Origin of the sequence: Pseudomonas sp., assembly GCF_048265905.1 — a bacterium.
GTDB lineage: Bacteria > Pseudomonadota > Gammaproteobacteria > Pseudomonadales > Pseudomonadaceae > Aquipseudomonas.
This window is the reverse complement of record NZ_JBLXAP010000006.1, coordinates 1-22,732: the sequence shown is the minus strand read 5'-3', so window position 1 is coordinate 22,732 and position 22,732 is coordinate 1. Positions and strand designations below refer to the sequence as shown.

Genomic DNA, 22,732 nt, shown 5'->3' with positions numbered 1-22,732 from the left:
GTCAGTACGGCTCTCAGGCTTGTTCAATCAAGCTCTCAAGCGCCGTACGATCCAATTTTTGGGTGTCCACTTTGATATAGATAGCAGCCTCTTCGGCCACCACAACCGCATCTGTCACACCGGGCAATGCAAGCAAGCGCTCAGCCAGCCCAGTATCTTGCACTGCTGAAGCTGAAAGCGGCATGCGCAAACCGGTTACATAGGGTGGTTCACGCATATTAACAGCAAAGGCCAACCAAAGAAGCGCCATCGCAGCACATCCGAGGAACACCCCCGACAAGCTGTAATGCTGGTACAGCCATCCTCCAACAATACCGCCCAGCGCCGCCCCTAGAAACTGGCTGGTTGAATAGACGCCCATCGCCGTTCCCTTACCGCCCGCCGGTGCGACTTTGCTGACGAGCGATGGCAAAGAGGCTTCAAGCAGGTTGAATGCAGTAAAGAACACGATAATGCCCAGCACCAGCGCCTGTAAACTGTGGCCAAACGCCCAGAAATACACCTCGCAAGCCAATAACACCGAAACAGCGCCGACCAGCACCCGCTTCATCTGGCGTTTTTTCTCAGCGTAGATGATGAACGGTACCATGCCGAAGAAGCCGACCAGCAAAGCAGTCAGGTACACCCACCAATGCTGTTCTTTAGGCAGATTGCCTTCCTGTACAAGCGCCAACGGCAGGGCCACGAAGCTAGCCATGAGAATTGAATGCAGAGCCAAGATACCGACATCCAAGCGCAGCAAGTCACTATTGCGCAGCGTTGGCATCAGCGCCTGCTTCGCCACGCCAGACTCGCGATGCTGCAACTGCCCCGGTCTATTGGGCACAACCACCGCAATAATCAGCATGCCGACCAAGGCCATTACCGCCGTCACCCAAAACAAGCCAGACAAGCCAAAAGCACGGGTCAACAACGGCCCGACCACCATAGCCACGGCAAACGACAAGCCAATGCTCATACCGATCATGGCCATGGCTTTGGTGCGGTGCTGCTCACGAGTCAGATCAGAAAGCAACGCCATTACCGCAGCAGAGATAGCGCCTGCGCCTTGCAATACTCGCCCGCCAATCACGCCCCAGATTGAATCAGCATTGGCCGCCAATACGCTGCCTGCGGCAAATATCAGCAAACCCACGTAGATAACCGGGCGGCGACCGATGCGGTCTGAAATCATCCCGAACGGAATTTGCAGGAACGCCTGAGTCAGGCCATAGGCACCAATCGCCAAGCCGATCAGCGCTGGCGTGCTGCCTTTGAGATCCATGCCGTAGGTCGCTAATACCGGCAAGACCATGAACATGCCGAGCATCCGAAAAGCAAAAACCATCGACAGACCAGCTGCCGCCCGATTTTCGCTGCCACTCATGCGGTCATTGTGCAGATCGTGCATTACCAGGACTCTAAGTCAGACAAGGCGGCGATTCTAACAGCCATATTGACTGCGGCACAGGAGCACACTTTGCCGCAGGGTGGCTGTGGGCCGTATACTCGTGGGTTTCCGCCCGCCAAGCGAGGCCGCTGTTTGTGGACAAGATTCTGATCCGTGGGGCACGTACCCACAACCTTAAGAACATCGACCTGACCTTACCGCGCGACAAGCTGATCGTGATTACCGGCCTGTCTGGCTCGGGCAAGTCATCGCTGGCTTTCGACACCCTGTATGCCGAAGGTCAACGCCGCTACGTTGAATCACTGTCGGCCTACGCCCGGCAATTTTTGTCGATGATGGAAAAGCCTGACGTCGACACCATTGAGGGGTTGTCGCCAGCGATTTCCATCGAACAGAAATCGACATCGCACAACCCACGCTCCACCGTTGGCACCATCACTGAAATCTACGATTACCTGCGTCTGCTCTATGCGCGCGTCGGTATTCCACGCTGCCCAGATCACGATGTGCCGCTCGAGGCGCAAACCGTCAGCCAAATGGTCGACCAGGTTCTGGCCCTGCCTGAAGGCAGTAAGCTGATGCTGTTGGCGCCCGTGATCCGCGAGCGTAAAGGTGAGCACCTCTCGGTATTTGAAGAGCTGCGTGCGCAGGGCTTCGTTCGCGCCCGGGTTGACGGCAAGCTGCATGAGCTGGATGAGTTGCCCAAGCTCGACAAGCAAAAGAAGCATTCCATTGATGTTGTGGTCGACCGCTTCAAGGTGCGCGAAGACCTGCAGCAGCGCCTTGCCGAGTCCTTTGAAACGGCTTTGAATCTGGCCGACGGCTTGGCCCTTATCGCCCCGCTCGACAAAGATGACAACAGCAGCGGGATCAAAGACGAGATGATTTTCTCGGCGCGCTTTGCCTGCCCGCACTGCGGCCACTCGATCAGTGAGCTGGAACCCAAGCTATTCTCGTTCAACAACCCGGCTGGCGCCTGCCCAACCTGCGACGGCCTCGGGGTCAAGCAGTTCTTCGATACCAAACGCCTGATTCATGGCGAGATGACCTTGGCCGAAGGCGCGATTCGCGGCTGGGACCGACGCAACGTTTACTATTTCCAGATGCTTGGTTCACTGTCGGCACATTACGGTTTCAGTCTGGAGATCCCATTCGACGACCTCAGCGCCGAGCACCAAAAAGTCATCCTATTCGGCAGCGGCAGCCAGAGTGTCGACTTCCGCTATCTGAATGACCGTGGCGACATCGTCAAGCGTGCCCACCCGTTTGAAGGCATCGTTCCGAACCTTGACCGCCGCTATCGAGAAACTGAATCGACCAGCGTGCGTGAAGAGCTAAGCAAACTGCTCAGCACCCAGCCATGTCCGGATTGTCGTGGCACCCGCTTGCGCCGCGAAGCCCGCCACGTTTGGGTGGGTGAGCGCACATTGCCTGCGGTTACTGGTTTGCCGATTGGCGATGCTGCCGAGTATTTCTCTGGCCTGTCACTGACCGGTCGCAGAGGCGAGATTGCCGACAAGATTCTCAAGGAAATCCGCGAGCGCCTGCAGTTTCTGGTTAATGTCGGCCTCGATTACTTGTCGCTGGATCGCAGCGCCGACACCCTCTCAGGCGGTGAAGCGCAACGCATTCGACTGGCCAGCCAAATTGGCGCCGGTCTGGTCGGGGTGCTGTACATCCTCGATGAGCCGTCGATTGGCTTGCATCAACGCGACAACGAACGCCTGCTCGGCACGCTGCGCCACCTGCGCGACATTGGCAATACGGTGATAGTGGTTGAACACGATGAAGATGCCATTCGCATGGCCGACTATGTTGTCGATATCGGCCCTGGTGCTGGCGTGCACGGCGGCCGTGTGGTGGCTGAAGGCACCGCTGCCGAAGTCATGGCGCACCCTGATTCACTGACCGGCAAATATTTGTCCGGACGAGTCAAGATCGAGGTGCCAGCCAAGCGTCATCCGGTAAATAAAAAGCAGCTGCTGAAAATCAAAGGCGCGCGCGGCAACAACTTGCGCAATGTCGACTTGGAAATTCCTATCGGCCTGCTGACCTGCGTGACCGGCGTATCGGGTTCAGGTAAATCGACACTGATCAACAACACCCTTTACCCACTCAGCGCCACCGCGCTCAATGGCGCCACGACCCTGGAAGCCGCCGCCCATGACAGCTGCGACGGTTTGCAGCATCTGGACAAAGTGGTGGATATCGACCAAAGCCCGATTGGCCGCACGCCGCGCTCCAACCCTGCAACCTACACTGGTTTGTTCACCCCGATCCGTGAGCTATTTGCTGGCGTACCGGAGTCACGTTCACGGGGTTATGGCCCTGGCCGCTTCTCGTTCAACGTCAAAGGTGGCCGCTGTGAGGCTTGCCAGGGTGACGGTTTGATCAAGGTTGAGATGCACTTTCTGCCGGATATCTACGTGCCTTGCGATGTGTGCAAGAGCAAGCGCTATAACCGTGAAACCCTTGAGGTTAAGTACAAGGGCAAGAACATCACCGAAGTCCTCGATATGACCATCGAGGAAGCCCGGGTGTTCTTCGATGCAGTTCCAGCACTGGCGCGCAAGCTGCAAACCCTGATGGATGTGGGCCTGTCCTATATCAAGCTGGGGCAAAGCGCGACGACGCTGTCGGGTGGTGAAGCGCAGCGGGTCAAGCTGTCTCGCGAACTGTCCAAGCGCGACACCGGCAAGACCCTGTATATCCTCGACGAGCCGACCACTGGCCTGCACTTCGCGGATATCCAGCAGTTACTCGATGTACTTCATCGCCTGCGTGACCACGGCAATACCGTAGTGGTGATTGAACACAACCTCGACGTGATCAAAACCGCTGACTGGCTGGTGGACTTAGGCCCCGAAGGCGGCTCGAAAGGCGGCCAGATCATTGCTGTGGGTACACCGGAAGCGGTGTCCGAGATGCCTCAGTCGCACACGGGATACTTCCTTAAACCCTTATTGGAACGTGACCGCGCCGCGAGCTAGAGAGGGATTATGCAGGGTGGATAATGCTTTTTTATCCACCTTTTTACGGTCACGAACAAGGCAGCATGTTTGCGGATTTCGGTATTGCATGGCGGTGGACAAGCTTCGCGTTGTCACCGCCTACGCAATCAATTTGGGTTGTGCCTGGTTTAAATTACATCTGCGCTTGCAGGTAGTTTTCCAAGCCCATCTTGTCGATCAACTGCAGCTGAATCTCCAACCAATAGGCATGGTCTTCTTCTGTGTCTTTAAGCTGGGCCAGCAAAATATCACGACTTGGGTAGTCCTGCAGGCGCTCACAAAGCTCAATGCCTTTGCACAGGGCTGCTCGCACGTGATATTCCAGCGCCAAGTCAAGCTTGAGCATCTCTGGCACGCTTTGACCAAAGACAAAAGTATCCGGCGTCATGTCCGGCGTACCCTCAAGGAACAAGATCCGCTTGAGTAATGCATCAGCGTGTTGGGTCTCTTCTTCCATCTCGTGATTGATGCGCTCAAACAGCTTGGTAAAACCCCAGTCTTCGTAATAGCGTGAGTGCACAAAATACTGATCACGGGCAGCCAACTCGCCCTTGAGCAGTACTTTGAAATAATCGATTACTTCCTGATGGCCTTTCATCTACCGCTCCTGACACAAACGCTCTGAATATTTGCATATGCTCAACCCCAAGCGGGTATAGGTCAAGCAAAAAAAGGGGCCACCATCGCTGGAGGCCCCGTGGTTGCTGGTGCTAATGTTAACGATTGGCTTTTAGCGCTTGTCGAACACCATTGCCGTAGTCCGCATGCACTTGGTCAAAATGAGCCAATTGGCGCTCAACAATGAAGTCCGGCACGCCTGCCATTGCGGCTGCAATATTACTGAACAGGCGCTGTTTTTGCCCTTCATCAAACAAATTGAACAGTGCCCGAGGCTGACTGTAATCATCGTTACCTTGGCGGTGGTCAAAACGATCAGCATCACCGTCCAGCGGTAATGGCGGCTCAGCGTACTGAGGCGCTTGCGCTGGACCATTGAACGAGTTGGGCTCGTAATACGCATCAGGGTTCGAGTTGCCGCTAAAGAACCGCATCGCACCATCCTTGTGATAATGATGCACAGGGCTCTTCGGAGCGTTCACCGGCAGCGCTTCGTAGTGCGTGCCCAAGCGGTAGCGATGGGCATCCGCATAGGAAAAGACCCGAGCCTGCAGCATTTTATCCGGCGAAAAGCCGATACCTGGCACTACATTCGATGGCGAAAACGCAGCTTGCTCAATCTCAGCAAAGTAATTTTCAGGGTTGGCATTCAGTTCAAGCTCGCCCACCTCAATCAAGGGGAAGTCACCATGCGGCCAGACCTTGGTCAGGTCGAACGGATTAAAGCTAGTGCGCTTGGCCTGCTCTTCTGTCATGACCTGAATGAAGAAGCCCCACTTGGGGAAGTCGCCCTTTTCAATACTGCCAAACAGGTCTTCCTGAGTGGTTTCGCGGCTTTTGCCGACAACCGCTTCCGCCTCAGCATTAGTCCAATGCTTATGGCCCTGCTTGGTCTTGAAGTGAAACTTGACCCAAACACGCTCGTTGTTTGCATTCAACATGCTAAAGGTATGCGAGCCGTAGCCATTGATATGACGAACATCAGTCGGCAGGCCGCGATCGGACATCAGAATAGTCACTTGATGCAGCGATTCCGGAGACAACGACCAGAAATCCCACATTGCAGTGCCTGAACGCAGATTGGTTTTCGGGTGGCGCTTTTGGGTGTGGATAAAGTCCGGAAACTTGTACGGGTCACGCACGAAGAATACTGGCGTGTTATTACCCACCAAGTCCCAGTTGCCTTCATCGGTATAAAACTTCAGAGAAAATCCGCGCACATCACGCTCGGCGTCAGCGGCACCCTGCTCGCCTGCAACGGTCGAGAAGCGTGCAAGCATTTGGGTCTTGTTACCCTTCTGCAGCACCTTGGCTTTCGAATATTGGCTAATGTCGTGAGTGATGGTCAGTGTGCCGTATGCACCCCAGCCCTTGGCATGCACTGCACGCTCAGGAATACGCTCGCGGTTTTGGTGCGCGAGCTTTTCGATCAATTGGTAGTCTTGCAACAAAAGCGGGCCACGTGGGCCTGCGCTCAGGGAATTCTGGTTATCGGCAATCGGGCTACCAGCACTGGTAGTCAACATAGGCTTGCTGCTCATGAGCTCTCTCCTTATTTAGATCCAATCAGCCGGGCTGTTAGGCCAGCGATAGATCAAGGTTAATCTCGGCGAGAAAAGAGAGCCAATGTATTGAGCAAACCGTCCTGATAGTTAAAAACTCTTAGGCAATCAGGATAAAGCCAGCAAAGGTCAGACCTGCTGCGATTAACGCATAAGGCAACTGCGTAATTGCATGGCTGATCAAGTTGCAACCTGACCCCTGCGCCGCCAGAACGGTTGAGTCACTGTAGAAGCACGCCTGGCTGCCAAAGGCCGAAGCCGACATCAGCGCACCAATGACCAGGGGGATATTGGCGTCGAGCGCATAGGCCAAAGGCATCACGATTGGGATAGTCACGGCGAAAATCCCCCAGGATGAGCCTGTAGCAAACGCCAGCACAGCCATGCTCAGGAACACCATAGCTGGCAATAACTGCGCAGTCATAAAGGGCTTGAGCGACTCCACGACAAATAACGATAACTGCAACTGATCACAGACTTCTTTAAATATGAACGCCGCGATGACGGTGCCGATCGCTGGCAGCATGGTTTTGAAGCCATCCATCATCTGCTCAAGCATTTCTGCCAGAGGCATTAAGCCCTGCACCAAATAGAAAGGTACGACCAGCGTCATGGTCGCGAGCATGCCCATCCATACATCAATGTCGAAGTAGAGGGTAAAGCCGACCAACAATAGCAACGGAACCAGAAAGTTATATAGCTTGCCATCTACTTCCTCGGCGCTTTTGTGCTCAGCTTCAGCCGCCTTCATTGCATAATTGTGCTCAGGACTGAACTCACTGACGTGCATGGCTCCAGCCGAGCCGTGCTGGGCGAGCATTTCAGCCTTACGCATAGGACCGATTGCAGGAACAATCCCAGCGGCAACCAGCAGCACAAGGACAACCGACAACCAGGCATAGAACATGTAGGGAATGGCGCTCATATAGACACTGATGCCTTGCCCACTCTCAGCAATCCCATTGTTCTCAAGCAAGCCGCCGAAAAATACCGCCCATGTCGACAATGGCACAAGCACGCAGACAGGCGCAGCAGTGGAGTCGACGATGTAGGCGAGCATCTCGCGGGAGACCTTGAAGCGATCCGTCACGCGCTTCATGGTTTCACCCACGGTCAGCGCATTGAGATAGTCATCAATGAATATGACCAATCCCAGTACACAAGTCATCAGCAACGATGAGCGCCGACCCTTAGCCAGCTTGATCGAGGCACGACCAAAGGCTTGTGCGCCCCCCGTACGAACCAGCAGAGCAATAAGCGCACCAAAGCTGCCACAGACCAGAATCAACCAGCCAATGGTTTCATCCTGCATGACCTTGAGCGATATCTCGGAAAAACTGTGAAGCGCACTGGTTGGTGAAATCATCATCAAACCGGAAATAGCGCCAAGCACTAAAGCAAGAATGGGACGACGCAGCCAAACGGCGAGTACGAGAACAACAACAGGAGGGATTAAGCTCAGAGCAGTAGGTTCAGACATATGCTTGTTCTTATAAGGAATCAGAGTTCCAAGAACATTACCTGAGGCGAAGCCTGCACACAATATCAAACACGACGTTCGGAATACTGGCCACTTGATGCACAAAAAAACCGGGCCAGGCCCGGTTTTTTCTACAACCTACAACTTACTCTGCAGCTTCTACTGTGCCGCCGACCGGACGGTCAACCAGCTCAACATAAGCCATAGGAGCGTTGTCACCAGCGCGGAAACCGCACTTGAGGATACGCAGATAACCGCCCTGACGGGTGGCATAGCGCTTGCCCAGGTCGTTGAACAACTTACCAACGATAGCTTTCGAACGAGTACGGTCGAATGCCAAACGGCGGTTAGCAACGCTATCTTCTTTAGCCAAAGTGATCAGCGGCTCGGCAACGCGACGCAGCTCTTTTGCTTTCGGAAGAGTAGTTTTGATCAGCTCGTGCTCGAACAGCGATACCGCCATGTTTTGAAACATGGCCTTGCGGTGAGCGCTTGTGCGGCTGAGGTGACGGCCACTTTTACGATGACGCATGGTTCAATTCCTTACCAAACTCTCGTTCGGTGATGATGACGATTAGGCAGTAGCCTTATCGTCTTTCTTCAGACTTGCCGGCGGCCAGTTGTCGAGGCGCATACCGAGGGACAGACCGCGAGAAGCCAGAACATCCTTGATTTCAGTCAGGGATTTCTTGCCCAAGTTCGGCGTTTTCAACAGTTCTACTTCGGTACGCTGAATCAGGTCGCCGATGTAGTAAATGTTTTCTGCTTTGAGGCAGTTTGCCGAACGAACGGTCAGTTCCAGATCATCAACCGGGCGAAGCAGGATCGGATCGATCTCGTCTTCTTGCTCGATCACAACAGGTTCGCTGTCACCTTTGAGGTCGACGAACGCTGCCAACTGCTGTTGCAGGATGGTAGCGGCACGACGAATTGCCTCTTCAGGATCCAGAGTACCGTTGGTCTCCAGGTCGATAACCAGTTTGTCCAAGTTGGTGCGCTGCTCAACACGAGCATTTTCCACCACGTAAGAGACACGACGCACCGGGCTGAACGATGAATCCAGCTGCAAGCGACCAATGCTGCGGCTTTCATCTTCATCGCTCTGACGGGAGTCAGCTGGCTCATAGCCGCGACCACGAGCTACAGTGAGCTTCATGTTCAGCGCGCCAGTAGAAGCCATGTTGGCAATTACGTGGTCGCCATTGACGATTTCAACATCATGATCCAGCTGAATATCGGCAGCGGTAACTACGCCCGAGCCCTTCTTCGCCAGAGTCAGTGTCACTTCGTCACGACCGTGCAGTTTGACAGCCAGACCTTTAAGGTTGAGCAGGATTTCAATAACGTCTTCCTGAACACCTTCGATTGCGCTGTACTCATGGAGTACACCGTCAATCTCGGCCTCGACTACTGCACAGCCAGGCATGGAGGACAACAAGATGCGACGCAGCGCGTTGCCCAGGGTATGGCCGAAACCACGCTCGAGAGGCTCGAGTGTGATCTTGGCGCGGGTCGGACTAACCACCTGCACATCAATATGGCGGGGGGTCAGGAACTCATTTACCGAAATCTGCATGGATGCACCCTTTTTTCTAGCCCTTACTTGGAGTAGAGCTCGACAATCAGGCTTTCGTTGATGTCGGCGGAGAGGTCACTGCGAACTGGGACGGTTTTGAAAACGCCCGATTTCTTTTCAGTGTCAACTTCAACCCATTCAACGCGGCCGCGCTGGGCACACAACTCAAGAGCCTGAGCAATGCGCAGCTGATTCTTCGATTTCTCGCGTACTGCAACTACGTCACCAGCTTTAACCTGGTAAGACGGGACGTTTACAGTTTTACCGTTGATGGAGATCGCTTTGTGCGAAACCAACTGACGGGATTCAGCGCGAGTTGCGCCGTAGCCCATACGGTAAACTACGTTGTCCAGACGGCACTCGAGAAGTTGCAGAAGGTTCTCACCAGTAGCGCCTTTCTTGCCGGCTGCTTCTTTGTAATAACCGCTGAACTGACGCTCGAGTACGCCATAGATGCGACGAACTTTTTGCTTCTCACGGAGCTGTGTGCCGTAGTCAGACTGACGGCTACGGCGCTGGCCGTGGATACCTGGGGCTGCTTCGATGTTGCACTTCGATTCCAGGGCGCGTACGCCACTTTTCAGGAAAAGATCTGTGCCTTCACGACGAGACAGTTTGCACTTGGGACCAATGTAACGAGCCATATCTCACTGTCTCCTGATTACACGCGACGCTTCTTCGAAGGACGGCATCCGTTATGCGGGATGGGCGTCACATCGGTGATGCTGGCGATCTTGTAACCGCAGCCGTTTAATGCACGGACAGCGGACTCACGGCCGGGACCTGGGCCTTTGACGTTAACGTCAAGGTTCTTCAGGCCGTATTCCAGCGCAGCTTGACCAGCACGTTCTGCAGCCACCTGGGCAGCAAACGGGGTGCTCTTACGTGAGCCGCGGAAACCTGAACCACCGGAGGTAGCCCAAGACAGAGCATTGCCCTGACGGTCAGTAATGGTCACGATAGTGTTGTTGAAAGAAGCGTGGATATGGGCGATGCCATCCACAACTGTCTTTTTGACTTTCTTACGAGTACGAGCAGCAGGCTTAGCCATGACTTATTTCCTGTCGATTCGCGGGCGCAATTACTTGCGGATCGGCTTACGCGGGCCCTTACGGGTACGCGCGTTGGTCTTGGTACGCTGACCGCGGACCGGAAGGCCGCGACGATGGCGCAGACCGCGGTAGCAGCCCAGGTCCATCAAGCGTTTGATTTTCATGTTAACTTCGCGGCGCAGATCACCCTCGGTGTTAACCTTGGCGACTTCACCACGCAGCTGCTCGATCTGCTCGTCAGAGAGATCTTTGATTTTAGCTGCTGGGTTCACACCAGTAGCAGCACAGATTTTCTGTGCAGTTGTGCGACCGACACCAAAGATGTAGGTCAGCGAGATAACAGTGTGTTTGTTATCCGGAATGTTAACGCCTGCAATACGGGCCATTCAGTGTAACTCCAATTGACAGCAACCCACGCCCCGGAAGCCAAGAAATGGGGCGCAAGATCTTAACGCTGTAAAAACAAATAATCAACCCGACAGCGCACTAGCTGTCGGGCTTATATCGCTACTATCACTCTCAGCCTTGGCGCTGTTTGTGACGCGGTTCCGCGCTGCAGATCACTCGCACGACACCTTCGCGACGAATAATTTTGCAGTTACGGCACAGCTTTTTCACTGATGCACGAACTTTCATCACCAACTCCTCGAACCTTATGGACACTTCAGCGCATCATGCCGCTGCCGTAGCCCTTCAGGTTGGCTTTCTTCATCAGGGATTCGTACTGGTTCGAAACGAGGTGCGATTGTACTTGGGACATGAAGTCCATTACAACCACAACCACAATCAGCAACGAGGTCCCGCCGAGATAGAACGGTACGTTGGCTGCAACCACCAGAAACTGGGGCAACAAACAGACGGCCGTCATGTACATGGCTCCGAACAGAGTCAAACGAGTCAATACGCTATCGATATAACGTGCCGACTGCTCGCCTGGACGGATGCCTGGAATAAAGGCACCAGACTTCTTCAGGTTTTCCGCTACGTCTTTCGGATTGAACATCAGCGCTGTATAGAAGAAGCAGAAGAAAATGATCCCTGCACTAAACAGCAAAATGTTCAACGGCTGACCAGGAGCGATAGCCTGTGAGATATCTTGAAGCCAGCCCAAACCTTCAGACTGACCGAACCAAGACCCCAGCGATGCCGGGAACAACAGAAGGCTGCTAGCGAAGATAGCCGGGATAACCCCCGCCATGTTCACCTTCAGTGGCAAGTGGCTAGTCTGCGCAGCAAAAACCTTACGGCCCTGCTGACGCTTGGCGTAATGCACCGCAATGCGACGCTGCCCACGCTCAATGAACACCACAAAACCAATGATCGCTACTGCCAGCAAACCGATGGCGACAAGGGCAAAGATATTGATATCACCCTGACGAGCAGACTCAAAAGACTGCCCAATCGCCCGCGGCAGACCGGCTACGATGCCTGCAAAGATCAGCATCGAAATACCGTTGCCAACACCACGCTCAGTGATTTGCTCGCCGAGCCACATCATGAACATTGCACCTGCAACGAACGTAGTGACTGCGACAAAGTAGAAGCTGAAATCAACTGCGAACGCGACGCCCTGGCTCGCCAAGCCAACGGACATGCCGATAGCTTGAACGAATGCCAGGACGAGAGTGCCGTAGCGGGTGTACTGGCTTATCTTGCGACGGCCAGATTCACCTTCCTTCTTCAACTGCTCCAGCTGTGGGCTGACAGCGGACATGAGCTGCATGATGATCGACGCCGAAATGTACGGCATGATCCCCAATGCAAAAATACTCATGCGCTCCAGCGCACCACCGGAAAACATGTTGAACAAGCTAAGAATGGTCCCCTCATTCTGTCGAAACAGATCCGCCAGTCTATCAGGGTTGATTCCAGGCACAGGGATGTGTGCGCCAATCCGGTAGACGATAATCGCCATGAACAGAAAGCGCAGACGAGCCCAGAGCTCGGATAACCCGCCATTGCCTAGCGCTGAGAGAGCACCTTGCTTAGCCATTTATTCCTCGAACTTACCGCCAGCTGCTTCGATAGCCGCGCGCGCACCTTTGGTGGCGGCGATACCTTTAAGGGTAACTGCACGAGTAATCTCGCCGGACAGCATGACTTTCACACGCTGTACGTTTTGATTAATCAGGTCAGCATCCTTCAGCGCCTGCAGAGTAACTACATCACCTTCGATCTTGTTCAGCTCGGAAGTACGCACTTCTGCGCGATCCATAGCCTTCAGAGAGACGAAGCCGAATTTAGGGAGACGACGGTGCAGAGGCTGCTGGCCGCCTTCAAAACCTGGAGCAATGGAACCACCGGAGCGGGAGGTTTGACCTTTGTGACCACGGCCACCAGTCTTACCCAAACCACTACCGATACCACGACCCGGACGGTGCTTCTCGCGACGGGAACCCGGCGCAGGACTCAAATCATTCAGGAACATGCGTTAACCCTCCACGCGGAGAAGGTAATAAGCTTTGTTCATCATGCCGCGATTTTCTGGAGTATCCAGAACTTCAACGGTGTGATTGATACGACGCAGGCCGAGACCTTTGACGCAAGCTTTGTGATTAGCCAGACGGCCGTTCACGCTTTTGATCAGCGTGACTTTTACGGTATTAGCCATGATTAGAGAATCTCCTCGACGCTCTTGCCACGCTTAGCCGCAACGGAATCCGGAGACTGCATAGCTTTCAAACCTTTGAAGGTGGCATGAACCACGTTCACAGGGTTGGTAGAGCCGTAGCATTTAGCCAGTACGTTGTGAACACCAGCTACTTCAAGAACAGCACGCATCGCGCCACCAGCAATAATACCGGTACCTTCGGAAGCTGGCTGCATGTACACCTTAGAGGCGCCATGAGCAGACTTCATTGCGTATTGCAAAGTAGTGCCGTTCAGATCAACAGTGATCATGTTACGACGTGCAGCTTCCATCGCTTTTTGGATAGCAGCTGGCACTTCGCGGGATTTGCCGCGGCCAAAACCAACGCGACCCTTACCATCACCTACCACGGTCAACGCGGTGAAAGTGAAGATACGGCCACCTTTTACGGTTTTAGCAACACGGTTAACCTGCACCAATTTCTCGATGTAGCCTTCGTCGCGCTTTTGGTCGTTATTTGACATAACTTAGAACTCCAGCCCGCCTTCACGAGCAGCATCAGCCAGCGCTTTAACGCGGCCGTGGTACTTGAAGCCAGAACGGTCGAATGCAACCTGAGTCACACCAGCGGCTTTCGCACGCTCGGCAACCAGCTCGCCAACTTTCTTGGCTGCGTCGATGTTGCCAGTGGCGCCATCACGCAGTGCTTTGTCCAAGGTCGACGCGGTGGCCAATACCTTGCTGCCGTCGGCCGAGATGACCTGGGCATAGATGTGCTGCGCGGAACGATACACGCAGAGACGCACGACTTCGAGTTCGTGCATTTTCAGACGTGCTTTGCGAGCGCGACGCAGTCGAGTAACTTTTTTGTCGGTCATTTGCTAGCCCTACTTCTTCTTGGCTTCTTTACGGCGGACGACTTCGTCAGCGTAACGAACACCTTTGCCCTTGTAAGGTTCAGGACGACGGAAGTCACGAATCTCCGCAGCTACCTGACCAACCAGTTGTTTGTCGACGCCCTTGATCAGGATGTCGGTCTGGCTAGGGGTTTCGGCGGTAACGCCTTGCGGCAATTCGTAGTCGATTGGGTGGGAGAAGCCCAACGCCAAGGACAGAACCTGACCTTTAGCTTGTGCTTTATAACCAACACCGACCAACTGGAGCTTGCGCTCGAAGCCTTCGCTGACGCCGATTACCATGTTGTTAACCAACGCACGAGTGGTACCGGCCATTGCGCGAGTCTGCTGATCACCATTGCGAGCAGCGAAACGCAGCTCACCGGAATCCTGGACCACTTCAACGGACGAGTGAACATTCAGTTCTAAAGTGCCCTTGGCACCTTTCACCGAAAGCTGCTGACCGGCGAGTTTGATCTCTACACCAGATGGCAGCTTGACGGGGTTTTTAGCAACGCGAGACATGCTTATCTCCCCCTAGAACACAGTACAAAGCACTTCACCACCGACACCGGCAGCGCGCGCAGCACGATCCGTCATCACACCTTTGTTGGTGGAGACGATAGACACGCCAAGACCGCCACGAACTTTCGGCAGATCTTCGACAGCTTTGTATTGGCGGAGGCCTGGACGGCTAACGCGTTTTACTTCTTCGATGACCGGACGGCCTTCGAAATATTTCAGCTCGATGGACAGCTGCGGTTTTGCTTCACCGCTGATCTGATAATCCGCAACATAACCTTCGTCCTTAAGAACTTTGGCTACGGCTACCTTCAAAGTAGAAGATGGCATGCTTACGACGGACTTTTCAGCCATCTGGGCATTACGGATACGAGTTAGCATGTCCGCTAACGGGTCCTGCATACTCATGGGCTAGACGCTCCTGATACAAAAAGAATTAGCCTTACGGCTAGAGTCACCAGACACCTTTGGGCGAACCCAGGCTCAGGCGAGCCGAACATTCTAGTGACTGATCAAAAATGAATCAAGCCCCAAAAGGGGCTTGATTCAAATTGCTTGCGATATTCACCTGTTTCACCCAGTAAACCGGGAGAAACAGATGACTCGCTAACAGCGACTTACCAGCTGGCTTTAACCAGACCTGGAACGTCACCGCGCATAGCAGCTTCACGCAGCTTGATACGCGACAGACCGAACTTGCGATAAACGCCGTGCGGACGACCGGTAATGCGGCAGCGGTTACGCATGCGCGAAGCGCTTGCGTCACGTGGCTGCTTCTGCAGTGCTACTGTAGCTTCCCAACGCGCTTCAGGAGTTGCTTCCTGGTCGACGATGATGGCTTTCAGCTCAGCACGCTTCTTGGCGTACTTGGCAACCGTTTGCTGACGCTTCAGCTCGCGGTTTTTCATGCTCATTTTGGCCATGATCCAGCTCCTATCAGTTGCGGAACGGGAATTTGAAAGCACGCAGCAATGCGCGACCTTCATCATCCGTCCGAGCAGTAGTGGTCAGGGTAATATCCAGACCGCGGAGGGCATCGATTTTGTCGTAGTCGATTTCCGGGAAAATGATCTGCTCTTTAACGCCCATGCTGTAGTTGCCACGGCCGTCAAACGACTTGGCATTCAGGCCGCGGAAGTCACGCACGCGCGGCAGGGAGATAGACAGCAGACGATCCAGGAACTCATACATACGCTCACGGCGCAGAGTAACTTTAACGCCAATCGGCCAGCCCTCACGAACCTTGAAGCCTGCAATCGACTTACGGGCATGAGTCACAACGACTTTCTGACCGGTGATCTTTTCCAGGTCGGCAACTGCGTGCTCGATGATTTTCTTATCACCGATCGCTTCGCCCAGGCCCATGTTAAGGGTGATTTTGGTAATGCGCGGAACTTCCATCACGTTAGCAAGCTTCAGTTCTTCCTGGAGCTTGGGCGCAATTTCCTTCCGGTAAATCTCTTTTAGTCGTGCCATGGTCTCTACCTAGCAGTGTTCAAGCATCAACCGCTTTTTGGGTCGACTTGAAGACACGAATTTTTTTACCGTCTTCAACTTTAAAACCAACGCGATCTGCTTTGCTGGTTTCGCCATTGAAGATGGCCACGTTAGAAGCGTGCAATGGCGCTTCTTTCTCAACGATACCGCCTTGAACGCCCGACATCGGGTTAGGCTTGGTATGACGCTTCACCAGGTTGATCCCACCAACGACCAAACGGTCGTCAGCGAGAACCTTGAGCACCTTACCGCGCTTACCTTTGTCTTTGCCGGCGATCACGATGATCTCGTCGTCACGACGAATCTTTTGCATGTCGGATCTCCTTACAGCACTTCTGGGGCGAGCGAGACGATCTTCATGAACTTCTCAGTACGAAGTTCGCGAGTCACGGGCCCAAAGATACGGGTACCGATAGGCTCTTGCTTGTTGTTCAACAGAACAGCAGCATTGCCATCGAAGCGAATGATCGAGCCATCAGGGCGACGAACGCCGTGACGGGTACGGACTACAACTGCAGTCATTACCTGGCCCTTCTTCACTTTACCGCGAGGAATTGCTTCCTTAACGGTTACCTTGATGATGTCACCGATGCCAGCATAACGACGGTGTGAGCCGCCCAGCACCTTGATACACATAACGCGACGTGCGCCACTGTTGTCAGCAACGTCGAGCATGGATTGAGTCTGAATCATATAATTTCTCCGACCCCTAGTCCTTAGACTTCCACTGCGCGTTCGATGACTTCAACCAATGCCCAAGTTTTGGTCTTGGCAACGGGACGAGTTTCACGAATCGAAACTTTGTCACCGATGTGGCACTGATTGGTTTCGTCATGCGCGTGCAGCTTGGTCGAACGCTTAACGTATTTACCGTAGATCGGGTGCTTAACGCGACGCTCGATCAATACGGTGATGGTCTTGTCCATCTTGTCGCTGACAACACGGCCGGTCAGCGTACGGACTGTTTTTTCGGCTTCAGCCATGATCACTTACCTGCCTGCTGGTTGAGCACAGTCTTCACACGAGCGATATCGCGCTTAACTTGCGAGAGCAGATGAGACTGCCCCAACTGGCCAGTCGCTTTCTGCATGCGCAGATTGAACTGGTCGCGCAGCAGGCCGAGCAGTTGCTCGTTCAGCTGCTGTGCTGATTTTTCACGAAGTTCATTCGCCTTCATCACATCACCGTCCGCTTAACAAAAGTGGTGGCGAGAGGCAGCTTTGCAGCCGCCAGGGCGAAAGCCTCACGCGCCAACTCTTCGGAAACGCCTTCGATTTCATACAGGACTTTGCCTGGCTGAATCTGGGCTACCCAATACTCAACGCCACCCTTACCTTTACCCATCCGCACTTCTAGAGGCTTCTTGGTAACCGGCTTATCCGGGAAAACGCGAATCCAGATTTTCCCGCCACGCTTAACGTGACGAGTCAGAGCACGACGAGCGGACTCAATCTGACGGGCGGTGAGACGACCGCGGGCAACAGACTTCAAGGCGAATTCGCCGAAGCTGACTTTGCTACCGCGTTGTGCCAAGCCACGGTTGTGGCCTGTCATCTGCTTGCGGAACTTCGTACGCTTTGGTTGCAACATTTGGCGTACCCCTTACTTAGCAGCTTTTTTACGAGGCGCAGGTGCTTGTGGTTTTAGTTCTTCGTGGCGACCACCAATTACTTCGCCTTTGAAGATCCAAACCTTGACACCGATCACACCGTAAGTGGTGTGCGCTTCGTACGTGGCATAGTCGATATCGGCACGCAGGGTGTGCAACGGCACACGACCTTCGCGATACCATTCGGTACGTGCAATTTCAGCACCACCAAGACGACCGCTCACTTGGATTTTGATGCCCTTGGCACCAATACGCATGGCGTTTTGTACAGCGCGCTTCATAGCGCGACGGAACATCACGCGACGCTCCAGCTGCTGAGCTACGCTCTGCGCAACCAGCATACCGTCGAGCTCCGGCTTACGGATCTCTTCGATATTGATGTGCACAGGCACACCCATTTGCTTGGTCAGGTCCTGACGCAGCTTCTCAACATCTTCACCTTTCTTCCCGATAACGATACCTGGACGAGCAGTGTGGATGGTGATGCGTGCAGTTTGAGCCGGACGAGCAATGTCGATACGGCTTACGGACGCGCTTTTTAATTTGTCTTGGAGATACTCACGCACTTTCAGATCAGCGAACAAATAGTCCGCATAAGTCCGACCGTCTGCGTACCAGACGGAGGTGTGCTCCTTGACGATTCCCAGGCGAATGCCAATGGGATGTACTTTCTGACCCATCTGATCGACTCCGTTACTTGTCCGCAACCTTGACAGTGATATGGCAAGACCGCTTGACGATGCGATCAGCGCGGCCTTTGGCACGCGGCATGATACGCTTCAGCGAACGCCCTTCGTTGACGAAAACGGTGCTGACCTTCAAGTCATCAACGTCTGCGCCTTCGTTATGCTCGGCGTTGGCTACAGCCGACTCCAGCACTTTTTTCATGATCTCGGCGGCTTTTTTACTGCTAAAAGCCAACAAGTTGAGCGCTTCGCCCACCTTTTTCCCGCGGATCTGGTCGGCGACCAAGCGGGCTTTTTGGGCGGAGATTCGAGCGCCCGACAACTTAGCGGCTACTTCCATTTCCTAACCCCTTAACGCTTGGCTTTCTTGTCTGCTACGTGCCCACGATAAGTGCGGGTACCAGCAAACTCGCCGAGTTTGTGACCGACCATGTCTTCGTTCACAAGAACTGGGACATGTTGACGGCCGTTATGCACAGCAATGGTCAGACCGACCATTTGCGGCAGAATCATAGAACGGCGCGACCAGGTTTTAACTGGCTTGCGATCATTCTTTTCAACTGCCACTTCAATCTTCTTCAGTAGGTGAAGATCGATGAAAGGACCTTTTTTCAGAGAACGTGGCACTGTCGTATCCCTCTAATTACTTGCGACGACGGACGATCATATTATCGGTGCGCTTGTTACCACGAGTCTTAGCACCCTTGGTAGGGAAGCCCCATGGAGACACCGGATGACGACCACCAGAGGTACGACCTTCACCACCACCATGTGGGTGGTCGACCGGGTTCATGGCAACACCACGAACGGTCGGGCGAACGCCACGCCAGCGCTTAGCACCAGCTTTACCTAGCGAACGCAGGCTGTGCTCGGAGTTCGAAACTTCGCCCAAAGTCGCACGGCACTCGGCCAGAACTTTACGCATTTCACCGGAACGCAGACGCAATGTCACATAGACGCCTTCACGTGCGATCAACTGAGCCGAAGCACCAGCGGAACGAGCGATCTGTGCACCTTTACCTGGCTTCAGCTCAATACCGTGAACAGTGCTACCAACTGGAATGTTACGCAGTTGTAGGCTGTTGCCCGGCTTGATTGGAGCCATGATCCCAGCAATCAGCTGATCGCCAGCACTCACACCTTTAGGTGCGATGATGTAGCGACGCTCGCCGTCTGCATACATCAACAAAGCGATGTGTGCGGTACGGTTCGGATCGTATTCAATACGCTCGACAGTGGCTGGAATGCCATCTTTGTCGTTGCGACGGAAATCGACCAGACGATAATGCTGCTTGTGACCACCACCGATATGACGGGTAGTGATGCGACCATTGTTGTTACGACCGCCAGTCTTCGACTTCTTTTCAAGCAGCGGAGCGTAAGGAGCGCCTTTATGCAGCTCCTGATTGACCACCTTGACCACAAAACGGCGGCCAGCGGAAGTCGGTTTGCATTTAACGATTGCCATGATGCACCCCTTCCTTACTCAGCACTGCTGGCGAAATCGAGATCTTGGCCTGGCTGAAGCGAAATGATCGCTTTCTTCCAGTCGTTACGCTTGCCCAGACCGCGAGCGGTGCGCTTGCTCTTACCCAGAACGTTCTGAGTAGTAACACGCTCAACTTTCACGCTGAACAGGCTTTCGACGGCCTTCTTGATTTCCAGCTTGGTTGCGTCAGTCGCAACTTTAAATACGAACTGGCTTTTCTTATCGGCCAGTAGTGTGGCTTTCTCAGAGATGTGCGGCCCCAGCAGCACTTTAAATACGCGTTCCTGGTTCATCCCAGCATCTCCTCGAATTTCTTCACGGCAGAAACGGTAACCAGTACCTTTTCATACGCGATCAGACTGACCGGATCGGAACCCTGAACGTCACGAACATCGACGTGCGGCAGGTTACGAGCAGCCAGGTACAAATTTTGATCAATTGCATCAGACACGATCAGGACGTTAGTCAGACCCATGCCATTCAGCTTGCCCAGCAGATCTTTAGTTTTCGGAGCTTCAACAGCGAAGTCTTCAACTACTACCAGACGATCAGTACGAACCAGCTCAGCAAGAATCGAACGGATCGCTGCGCGATACATCTTCTTGTTCAGCTTTTGGTCGTGATTCTGCGGACGAGCCGCGAAAGTCACACCACCACCGCGCCAGATTGGACCACGAGTGGTACCGGCACGAGCACGACCAGTACCCTTCTGACGCCACGGACGCTTGCCGCCGCCAGATACATCGGAACGAGTCTTCTGCTGCTTGCTGCCTTGACGGCCGCCGGCCATGTAGGCCACAACTGCTTGGTGAACCAGGGTCTCGTTGTAATCGCCACCGAAAGTAGCTTCGGAAACTTCGATCGCTTGAGCGCCATTTACATTTAATTGCATGTCAGCTTCCCCTTAACCGCGAGTCTTAGCTGCTGGACGCACAACCAAGTTACCGCCAGTCGCGCCAGGAACAGCGCCTTTGACCAACAGCAGGTTGCGTTCAGCGTCGACGCGCACAACTTCCAGGGACTGTACCGTCACACGCTCAGCACCCATGTGACCGGACATTTTCTTGCCCTTGAATACGCGACCTGGGGTTTGGCACTGGCCAATAGAACCCGGCACACGGTGGGACACGGAGTTACCGTGAGTGTTGTCTTGGCCGCGGAAGTTCCAACGCTTGATGGTACCGGCAAAGCCTTTACCCTTGGACTGACCGGTCACATCGACCATCTGTCCAGCCTGGAAGATTTCAGCGTTGATCAAGTCGCCATTTGAGTACTCGCCTTCTTCAAGACGGAATTCCCAAACACCACGACCTGCCGCGACGTTCGCCTTAGCGAAGTGACCGGCTTGAGCCTTGCTGACACGCGAAGCACGACGCTCACCTACAGTGACTTGCACTGCACGATAGCCATCGGACTCCTCAGTTTTGAACTGGGTGACGCGATTCGGCTCGATCTCAATGACCGTAACCGGAATGGAGACACCTTCTTCGGTGAAAATACGGGTCATACCGCATTTACGACCGACTACACCAATAGTCATGTTGTAAACCTCATGAGTGTACGGGGCTTTCACCCGCTATGGCCGCCCATTTCAGAGCGTTACACGACTAAGACCCAAGTCTTAGCCGAGGCTGATCTGCACTTCCACGCCAGCCGCAAGGTCGAGCTTCATCAGCGCGTCAACGGTTTTATCCGTTGGCTGGACAATGTCCAGAACACGCTTGTGGGTTCGAATTTCAAACTGATCACGCGCGTCTTTGTTGACGTGCGGAGAAGTAAGAACTGTGAACCGCTCTTTGCGAGTAGGCAATGGAATCGGACCACGCACCTGAGCACCAGTACGTTTCGCGGTTTCCACGATTTCCTGGGTTGATTGATCGATCAGGCGATGGTCAAAAGCCTTCAACCGAATACGGATTTGTTGGTTTTGCATTTTGACCTCAGATTCCAAGCTGCGATTCCCAACGGGCGCAGTACGCCCGTTAAAAGGAGGCGCAATTCTATAGACGCTCCCTACTAGTGTCAACCCAATAAAAAAAGCCCCCGCAAGCGGAGGCTTTTTCTAGATCAATCGATTACTCGATGATCTTGGCAACTACACCAGCACCAACGGTACGGCCGCCTTCGCGAATCGCGAAACGCAGACCATCTTCCATGGCGATTGGAGCAATCAGGGTAACAACCATTTTGATGTTGTCGCCCGGCATTACCATTTCAACGCCTTCCGGCAGTTCGCAGTTACCAGTTACGTCCGTAGTACGGAAGTAGAACTGCGGACGGTAGCCCTTGAAGAAAGGAGTGTGACGACCACCCTCTTCTTTCGACAGAACGTACACTTCACCTTCGAACTTAGTGTGTGGCTTGATGGTGCCTGGCTTAGCCAGTACCTGACCACGCTCTACGTCATCACGCTTGGTGCCACGCAGCAGTACGCCAACGTTCTCACCAGCACGACCTTCGTCTAGCAGCTTACGGAACATTTCAACACCAGTACAGATGGTCTTGGTGGTATCACGGATACCAACAATCTCAATTTCTTCCTGTACTTTAACGATGCCACGCTCAACACGACCAGTCACAACAGTACCGCGACCAGAGATCGAGAATACGTCTTCGATTGGCATCAGGAACGGCTTGTCGATTGCACGCTCAGGCTCAGGGATATAAGTATCCAGAGTCTCAACCAGCTTACGAACGGCAGTGGTGCCCATTTCGTTATCGTCTTGACCGTTCAGAGCCATCAGCGCCGAACCG

The 22,732-nt window shown here is 53.8% G+C and carries 34 protein-coding genes; 1 reads left to right on the top strand and 33 read right to left on the bottom strand.

Annotated elements, in window-relative coordinates; all coding sequences use genetic code 11:
• Nucleotides 1-13: 13 nt before the first annotated feature.
• A complete protein-coding gene (locus tag ACN0UH_RS10150; RefSeq protein WP_417661930.1) occupies nt 14-1,390 on the bottom strand; it encodes an MFS transporter in 1,377 nt (458 codons plus the stop codon).
• Nucleotides 1,391-1,524: 134 nt separating this feature from the next.
• Here ACN0UH_RS10150 and uvrA point away from each other — a divergent pair, with 134 nt between their 5' ends.
• Complete coding sequence (gene uvrA, locus ACN0UH_RS10145) at nt 1,525-4,380, top strand: excinuclease ABC subunit UvrA (RefSeq protein WP_417661929.1); 2,856 nt, start codon at nt 1,525-1,527, stop codon at nt 4,378-4,380.
• A 154-nt stretch (nt 4,381-4,534) separates the two neighbouring features.
• Here uvrA and bfr read toward each other — a convergent pair whose 3' ends face one another.
• The 32 genes from bfr to ACN0UH_RS09985 all read right to left on the bottom strand — a co-directional run.
• Nucleotides 4,535-4,999 (bottom strand): bacterioferritin, encoded by a 465-nt coding sequence (bfr, locus tag ACN0UH_RS10140; RefSeq protein WP_339516620.1) that lies wholly within the window; start codon nt 4,997-4,999, stop codon nt 4,535-4,537.
• Between the two features lie 118 nt (nt 5,000-5,117).
• The gene (locus ACN0UH_RS10135) at nt 5,118-6,560 is read right to left on the bottom strand and encodes a catalase (protein ID WP_417661928.1); all 1,443 of its coding nucleotides are present in this window, start codon (nt 6,558-6,560) and stop codon (nt 5,118-5,120) included.
• 121 nt (nt 6,561-6,681) lie between these two features.
• Complete coding sequence (locus tag ACN0UH_RS10130; protein WP_417661927.1) at nt 6,682-8,061, bottom strand: Na+/H+ antiporter NhaC family protein; 1,380 nt, start codon at nt 8,059-8,061, stop codon at nt 6,682-6,684.
• Nucleotides 8,062-8,206: 145 nt separating this feature from the next.
• Nucleotides 8,207-8,593 (bottom strand): 50S ribosomal protein L17, encoded by a 387-nt coding sequence (rplQ, locus tag ACN0UH_RS10125; RefSeq protein WP_010487018.1) that lies wholly within the window; start codon nt 8,591-8,593, stop codon nt 8,207-8,209.
• Between the two features lie 42 nt (nt 8,594-8,635).
• Nucleotides 8,636-9,637, bottom strand: coding sequence for a DNA-directed RNA polymerase subunit alpha (locus tag ACN0UH_RS10120; protein WP_087515492.1), 1,002 nt, complete (start codon nt 9,635-9,637; stop codon nt 8,636-8,638).
• A gap of 23 nt (nt 9,638-9,660) precedes the next feature.
• On the bottom strand, nt 9,661-10,281 hold the full coding sequence (gene rpsD, locus ACN0UH_RS10115; protein WP_339490016.1) for a 30S ribosomal protein S4: 621 nt from the start codon (nt 10,279-10,281) through the stop codon (nt 9,661-9,663).
• A 17-nt stretch (nt 10,282-10,298) separates the two neighbouring features.
• A complete protein-coding gene (rpsK, locus tag ACN0UH_RS10110; RefSeq protein ID WP_013789773.1) occupies nt 10,299-10,688 on the bottom strand; it encodes a 30S ribosomal protein S11 in 390 nt (129 codons plus the stop codon).
• A 30-nt stretch (nt 10,689-10,718) separates the two neighbouring features.
• Nucleotides 10,719-11,075 carry a 30S ribosomal protein S13 gene (gene rpsM, locus ACN0UH_RS10105; protein WP_010487012.1) on the bottom strand — a complete coding sequence of 119 codons (357 nt, stop codon included), beginning with the start codon at nt 11,073-11,075 and terminating at the stop codon, nt 10,719-10,721.
• A gap of 133 nt (nt 11,076-11,208) precedes the next feature.
• Nucleotides 11,209-11,325: a 50S ribosomal protein L36 gene (gene rpmJ, locus ACN0UH_RS10100; protein WP_002555468.1), complete on the bottom strand. Its 117-nt coding sequence runs from the start codon at nt 11,323-11,325 to the stop codon at nt 11,209-11,211.
• Between the two features lie 28 nt (nt 11,326-11,353).
• Nucleotides 11,354-12,682 (bottom strand): preprotein translocase subunit SecY, encoded by a 1,329-nt coding sequence (gene secY, locus ACN0UH_RS10095; RefSeq protein ID WP_087515490.1) that lies wholly within the window; start codon nt 12,680-12,682, stop codon nt 11,354-11,356.
• Nucleotides 12,683-13,117, bottom strand: coding sequence for a 50S ribosomal protein L15 (gene rplO / locus ACN0UH_RS10090; RefSeq protein ID WP_010487008.1), 435 nt, complete (start codon nt 13,115-13,117; stop codon nt 12,683-12,685).
• Nucleotides 13,118-13,120: 3 nt separating this feature from the next.
• The gene (rpmD, locus tag ACN0UH_RS10085; protein WP_010487007.1) at nt 13,121-13,300 is read right to left on the bottom strand and encodes a 50S ribosomal protein L30; all 180 of its coding nucleotides are present in this window, start codon (nt 13,298-13,300) and stop codon (nt 13,121-13,123) included.
• A 2-nt stretch (nt 13,301-13,302) separates the two neighbouring features.
• Nucleotides 13,303-13,803, bottom strand: coding sequence for a 30S ribosomal protein S5 (gene rpsE / locus ACN0UH_RS10080; RefSeq protein ID WP_010487004.1), 501 nt, complete (start codon nt 13,801-13,803; stop codon nt 13,303-13,305).
• Nucleotides 13,804-13,806: 3 nt separating this feature from the next.
• Nucleotides 13,807-14,157: a 50S ribosomal protein L18 gene (rplR, locus tag ACN0UH_RS10075; protein ID WP_087515489.1), complete on the bottom strand. Its 351-nt coding sequence runs from the start codon at nt 14,155-14,157 to the stop codon at nt 13,807-13,809.
• 9 nt (nt 14,158-14,166) lie between these two features.
• Nucleotides 14,167-14,700: a 50S ribosomal protein L6 gene (gene rplF / locus ACN0UH_RS10070; RefSeq protein WP_010487001.1), complete on the bottom strand. Its 534-nt coding sequence runs from the start codon at nt 14,698-14,700 to the stop codon at nt 14,167-14,169.
• A 12-nt stretch (nt 14,701-14,712) separates the two neighbouring features.
• Nucleotides 14,713-15,105 carry a 30S ribosomal protein S8 gene (gene rpsH, locus ACN0UH_RS10065; protein WP_010486999.1) on the bottom strand — a complete coding sequence of 131 codons (393 nt, stop codon included), beginning with the start codon at nt 15,103-15,105 and terminating at the stop codon, nt 14,713-14,715.
• Nucleotides 15,106-15,314: 209 nt separating this feature from the next.
• Nucleotides 15,315-15,620: a 30S ribosomal protein S14 gene (rpsN, locus tag ACN0UH_RS10060; protein WP_087515488.1), complete on the bottom strand. Its 306-nt coding sequence runs from the start codon at nt 15,618-15,620 to the stop codon at nt 15,315-15,317.
• Nucleotides 15,621-15,633: 13 nt separating this feature from the next.
• Entirely contained in the window at nt 15,634-16,173 is a 540-nt protein-coding gene (rplE, locus tag ACN0UH_RS10055; protein WP_087515487.1) for a 50S ribosomal protein L5, read from the bottom strand.
• A 19-nt stretch (nt 16,174-16,192) separates the two neighbouring features.
• Entirely contained in the window at nt 16,193-16,507 is a 315-nt protein-coding gene (gene rplX, locus ACN0UH_RS10050; protein WP_119952550.1) for a 50S ribosomal protein L24, read from the bottom strand.
• 11 nt (nt 16,508-16,518) lie between these two features.
• Entirely contained in the window at nt 16,519-16,887 is a 369-nt protein-coding gene (gene rplN / locus ACN0UH_RS10045) for a 50S ribosomal protein L14 (RefSeq protein ID WP_003281831.1), read from the bottom strand.
• 23 nt (nt 16,888-16,910) lie between these two features.
• A complete protein-coding gene (gene rpsQ / locus ACN0UH_RS10040) occupies nt 16,911-17,177 on the bottom strand; it encodes a 30S ribosomal protein S17 (RefSeq protein ID WP_087518958.1) in 267 nt (88 codons plus the stop codon).
• A gap of 2 nt (nt 17,178-17,179) precedes the next feature.
• On the bottom strand, nt 17,180-17,371 hold the full coding sequence (rpmC, locus tag ACN0UH_RS10035) for a 50S ribosomal protein L29 (protein WP_002555481.1): 192 nt from the start codon (nt 17,369-17,371) through the stop codon (nt 17,180-17,182).
• Nucleotides 17,371-17,784: a 50S ribosomal protein L16 gene (gene rplP, locus ACN0UH_RS10030; RefSeq protein WP_003243901.1), complete on the bottom strand. Its 414-nt coding sequence runs from the start codon at nt 17,782-17,784 to the stop codon at nt 17,371-17,373. Before rplP ends, rpmC begins: the two co-directional genes overlap by 1 nt.
• Before the next feature lie 12 nt (nt 17,785-17,796).
• The gene (gene rpsC / locus ACN0UH_RS10025) at nt 17,797-18,483 is read right to left on the bottom strand and encodes a 30S ribosomal protein S3 (protein WP_010486985.1); all 687 of its coding nucleotides are present in this window, start codon (nt 18,481-18,483) and stop codon (nt 17,797-17,799) included.
• 13 nt (nt 18,484-18,496) lie between these two features.
• A complete protein-coding gene (gene rplV, locus ACN0UH_RS10020; RefSeq protein ID WP_003103908.1) occupies nt 18,497-18,829 on the bottom strand; it encodes a 50S ribosomal protein L22 in 333 nt (110 codons plus the stop codon).
• An 11-nt stretch (nt 18,830-18,840) separates the two neighbouring features.
• Nucleotides 18,841-19,116: a 30S ribosomal protein S19 gene (gene rpsS / locus ACN0UH_RS10015; RefSeq protein WP_010486981.1), complete on the bottom strand. Its 276-nt coding sequence runs from the start codon at nt 19,114-19,116 to the stop codon at nt 18,841-18,843.
• Nucleotides 19,117-19,132: 16 nt separating this feature from the next.
• On the bottom strand, nt 19,133-19,957 hold the full coding sequence (rplB, locus tag ACN0UH_RS10010) for a 50S ribosomal protein L2 (RefSeq protein ID WP_010486979.1): 825 nt from the start codon (nt 19,955-19,957) through the stop codon (nt 19,133-19,135).
• A 14-nt stretch (nt 19,958-19,971) separates the two neighbouring features.
• Nucleotides 19,972-20,271, bottom strand: coding sequence for a 50S ribosomal protein L23 (gene rplW / locus ACN0UH_RS10005; RefSeq protein ID WP_069901955.1), 300 nt, complete (start codon nt 20,269-20,271; stop codon nt 19,972-19,974).
• Nucleotides 20,268-20,870 (bottom strand): 50S ribosomal protein L4, encoded by a 603-nt coding sequence (gene rplD / locus ACN0UH_RS10000; protein ID WP_087515485.1) that lies wholly within the window; start codon nt 20,868-20,870, stop codon nt 20,268-20,270. The genes rplW and rplD overlap by 4 nt, the downstream gene beginning before the upstream one ends.
• A 12-nt stretch (nt 20,871-20,882) precedes the next feature.
• Nucleotides 20,883-21,518, bottom strand: coding sequence for a 50S ribosomal protein L3 (gene rplC / locus ACN0UH_RS09995; RefSeq protein WP_087515484.1), 636 nt, complete (start codon nt 21,516-21,518; stop codon nt 20,883-20,885).
• An 81-nt stretch (nt 21,519-21,599) separates the two neighbouring features.
• On the bottom strand, nt 21,600-21,911 hold the full coding sequence (gene rpsJ, locus ACN0UH_RS09990; protein WP_010486970.1) for a 30S ribosomal protein S10: 312 nt from the start codon (nt 21,909-21,911) through the stop codon (nt 21,600-21,602).
• Nucleotides 21,912-22,053: 142 nt separating this feature from the next.
• Nucleotides 22,054-22,732 (bottom strand): EF-Tu/IF-2/RF-3 family GTPase (locus ACN0UH_RS09985; protein WP_417661926.1); only part of this gene is annotated, 679 nt, incomplete at its 5' end.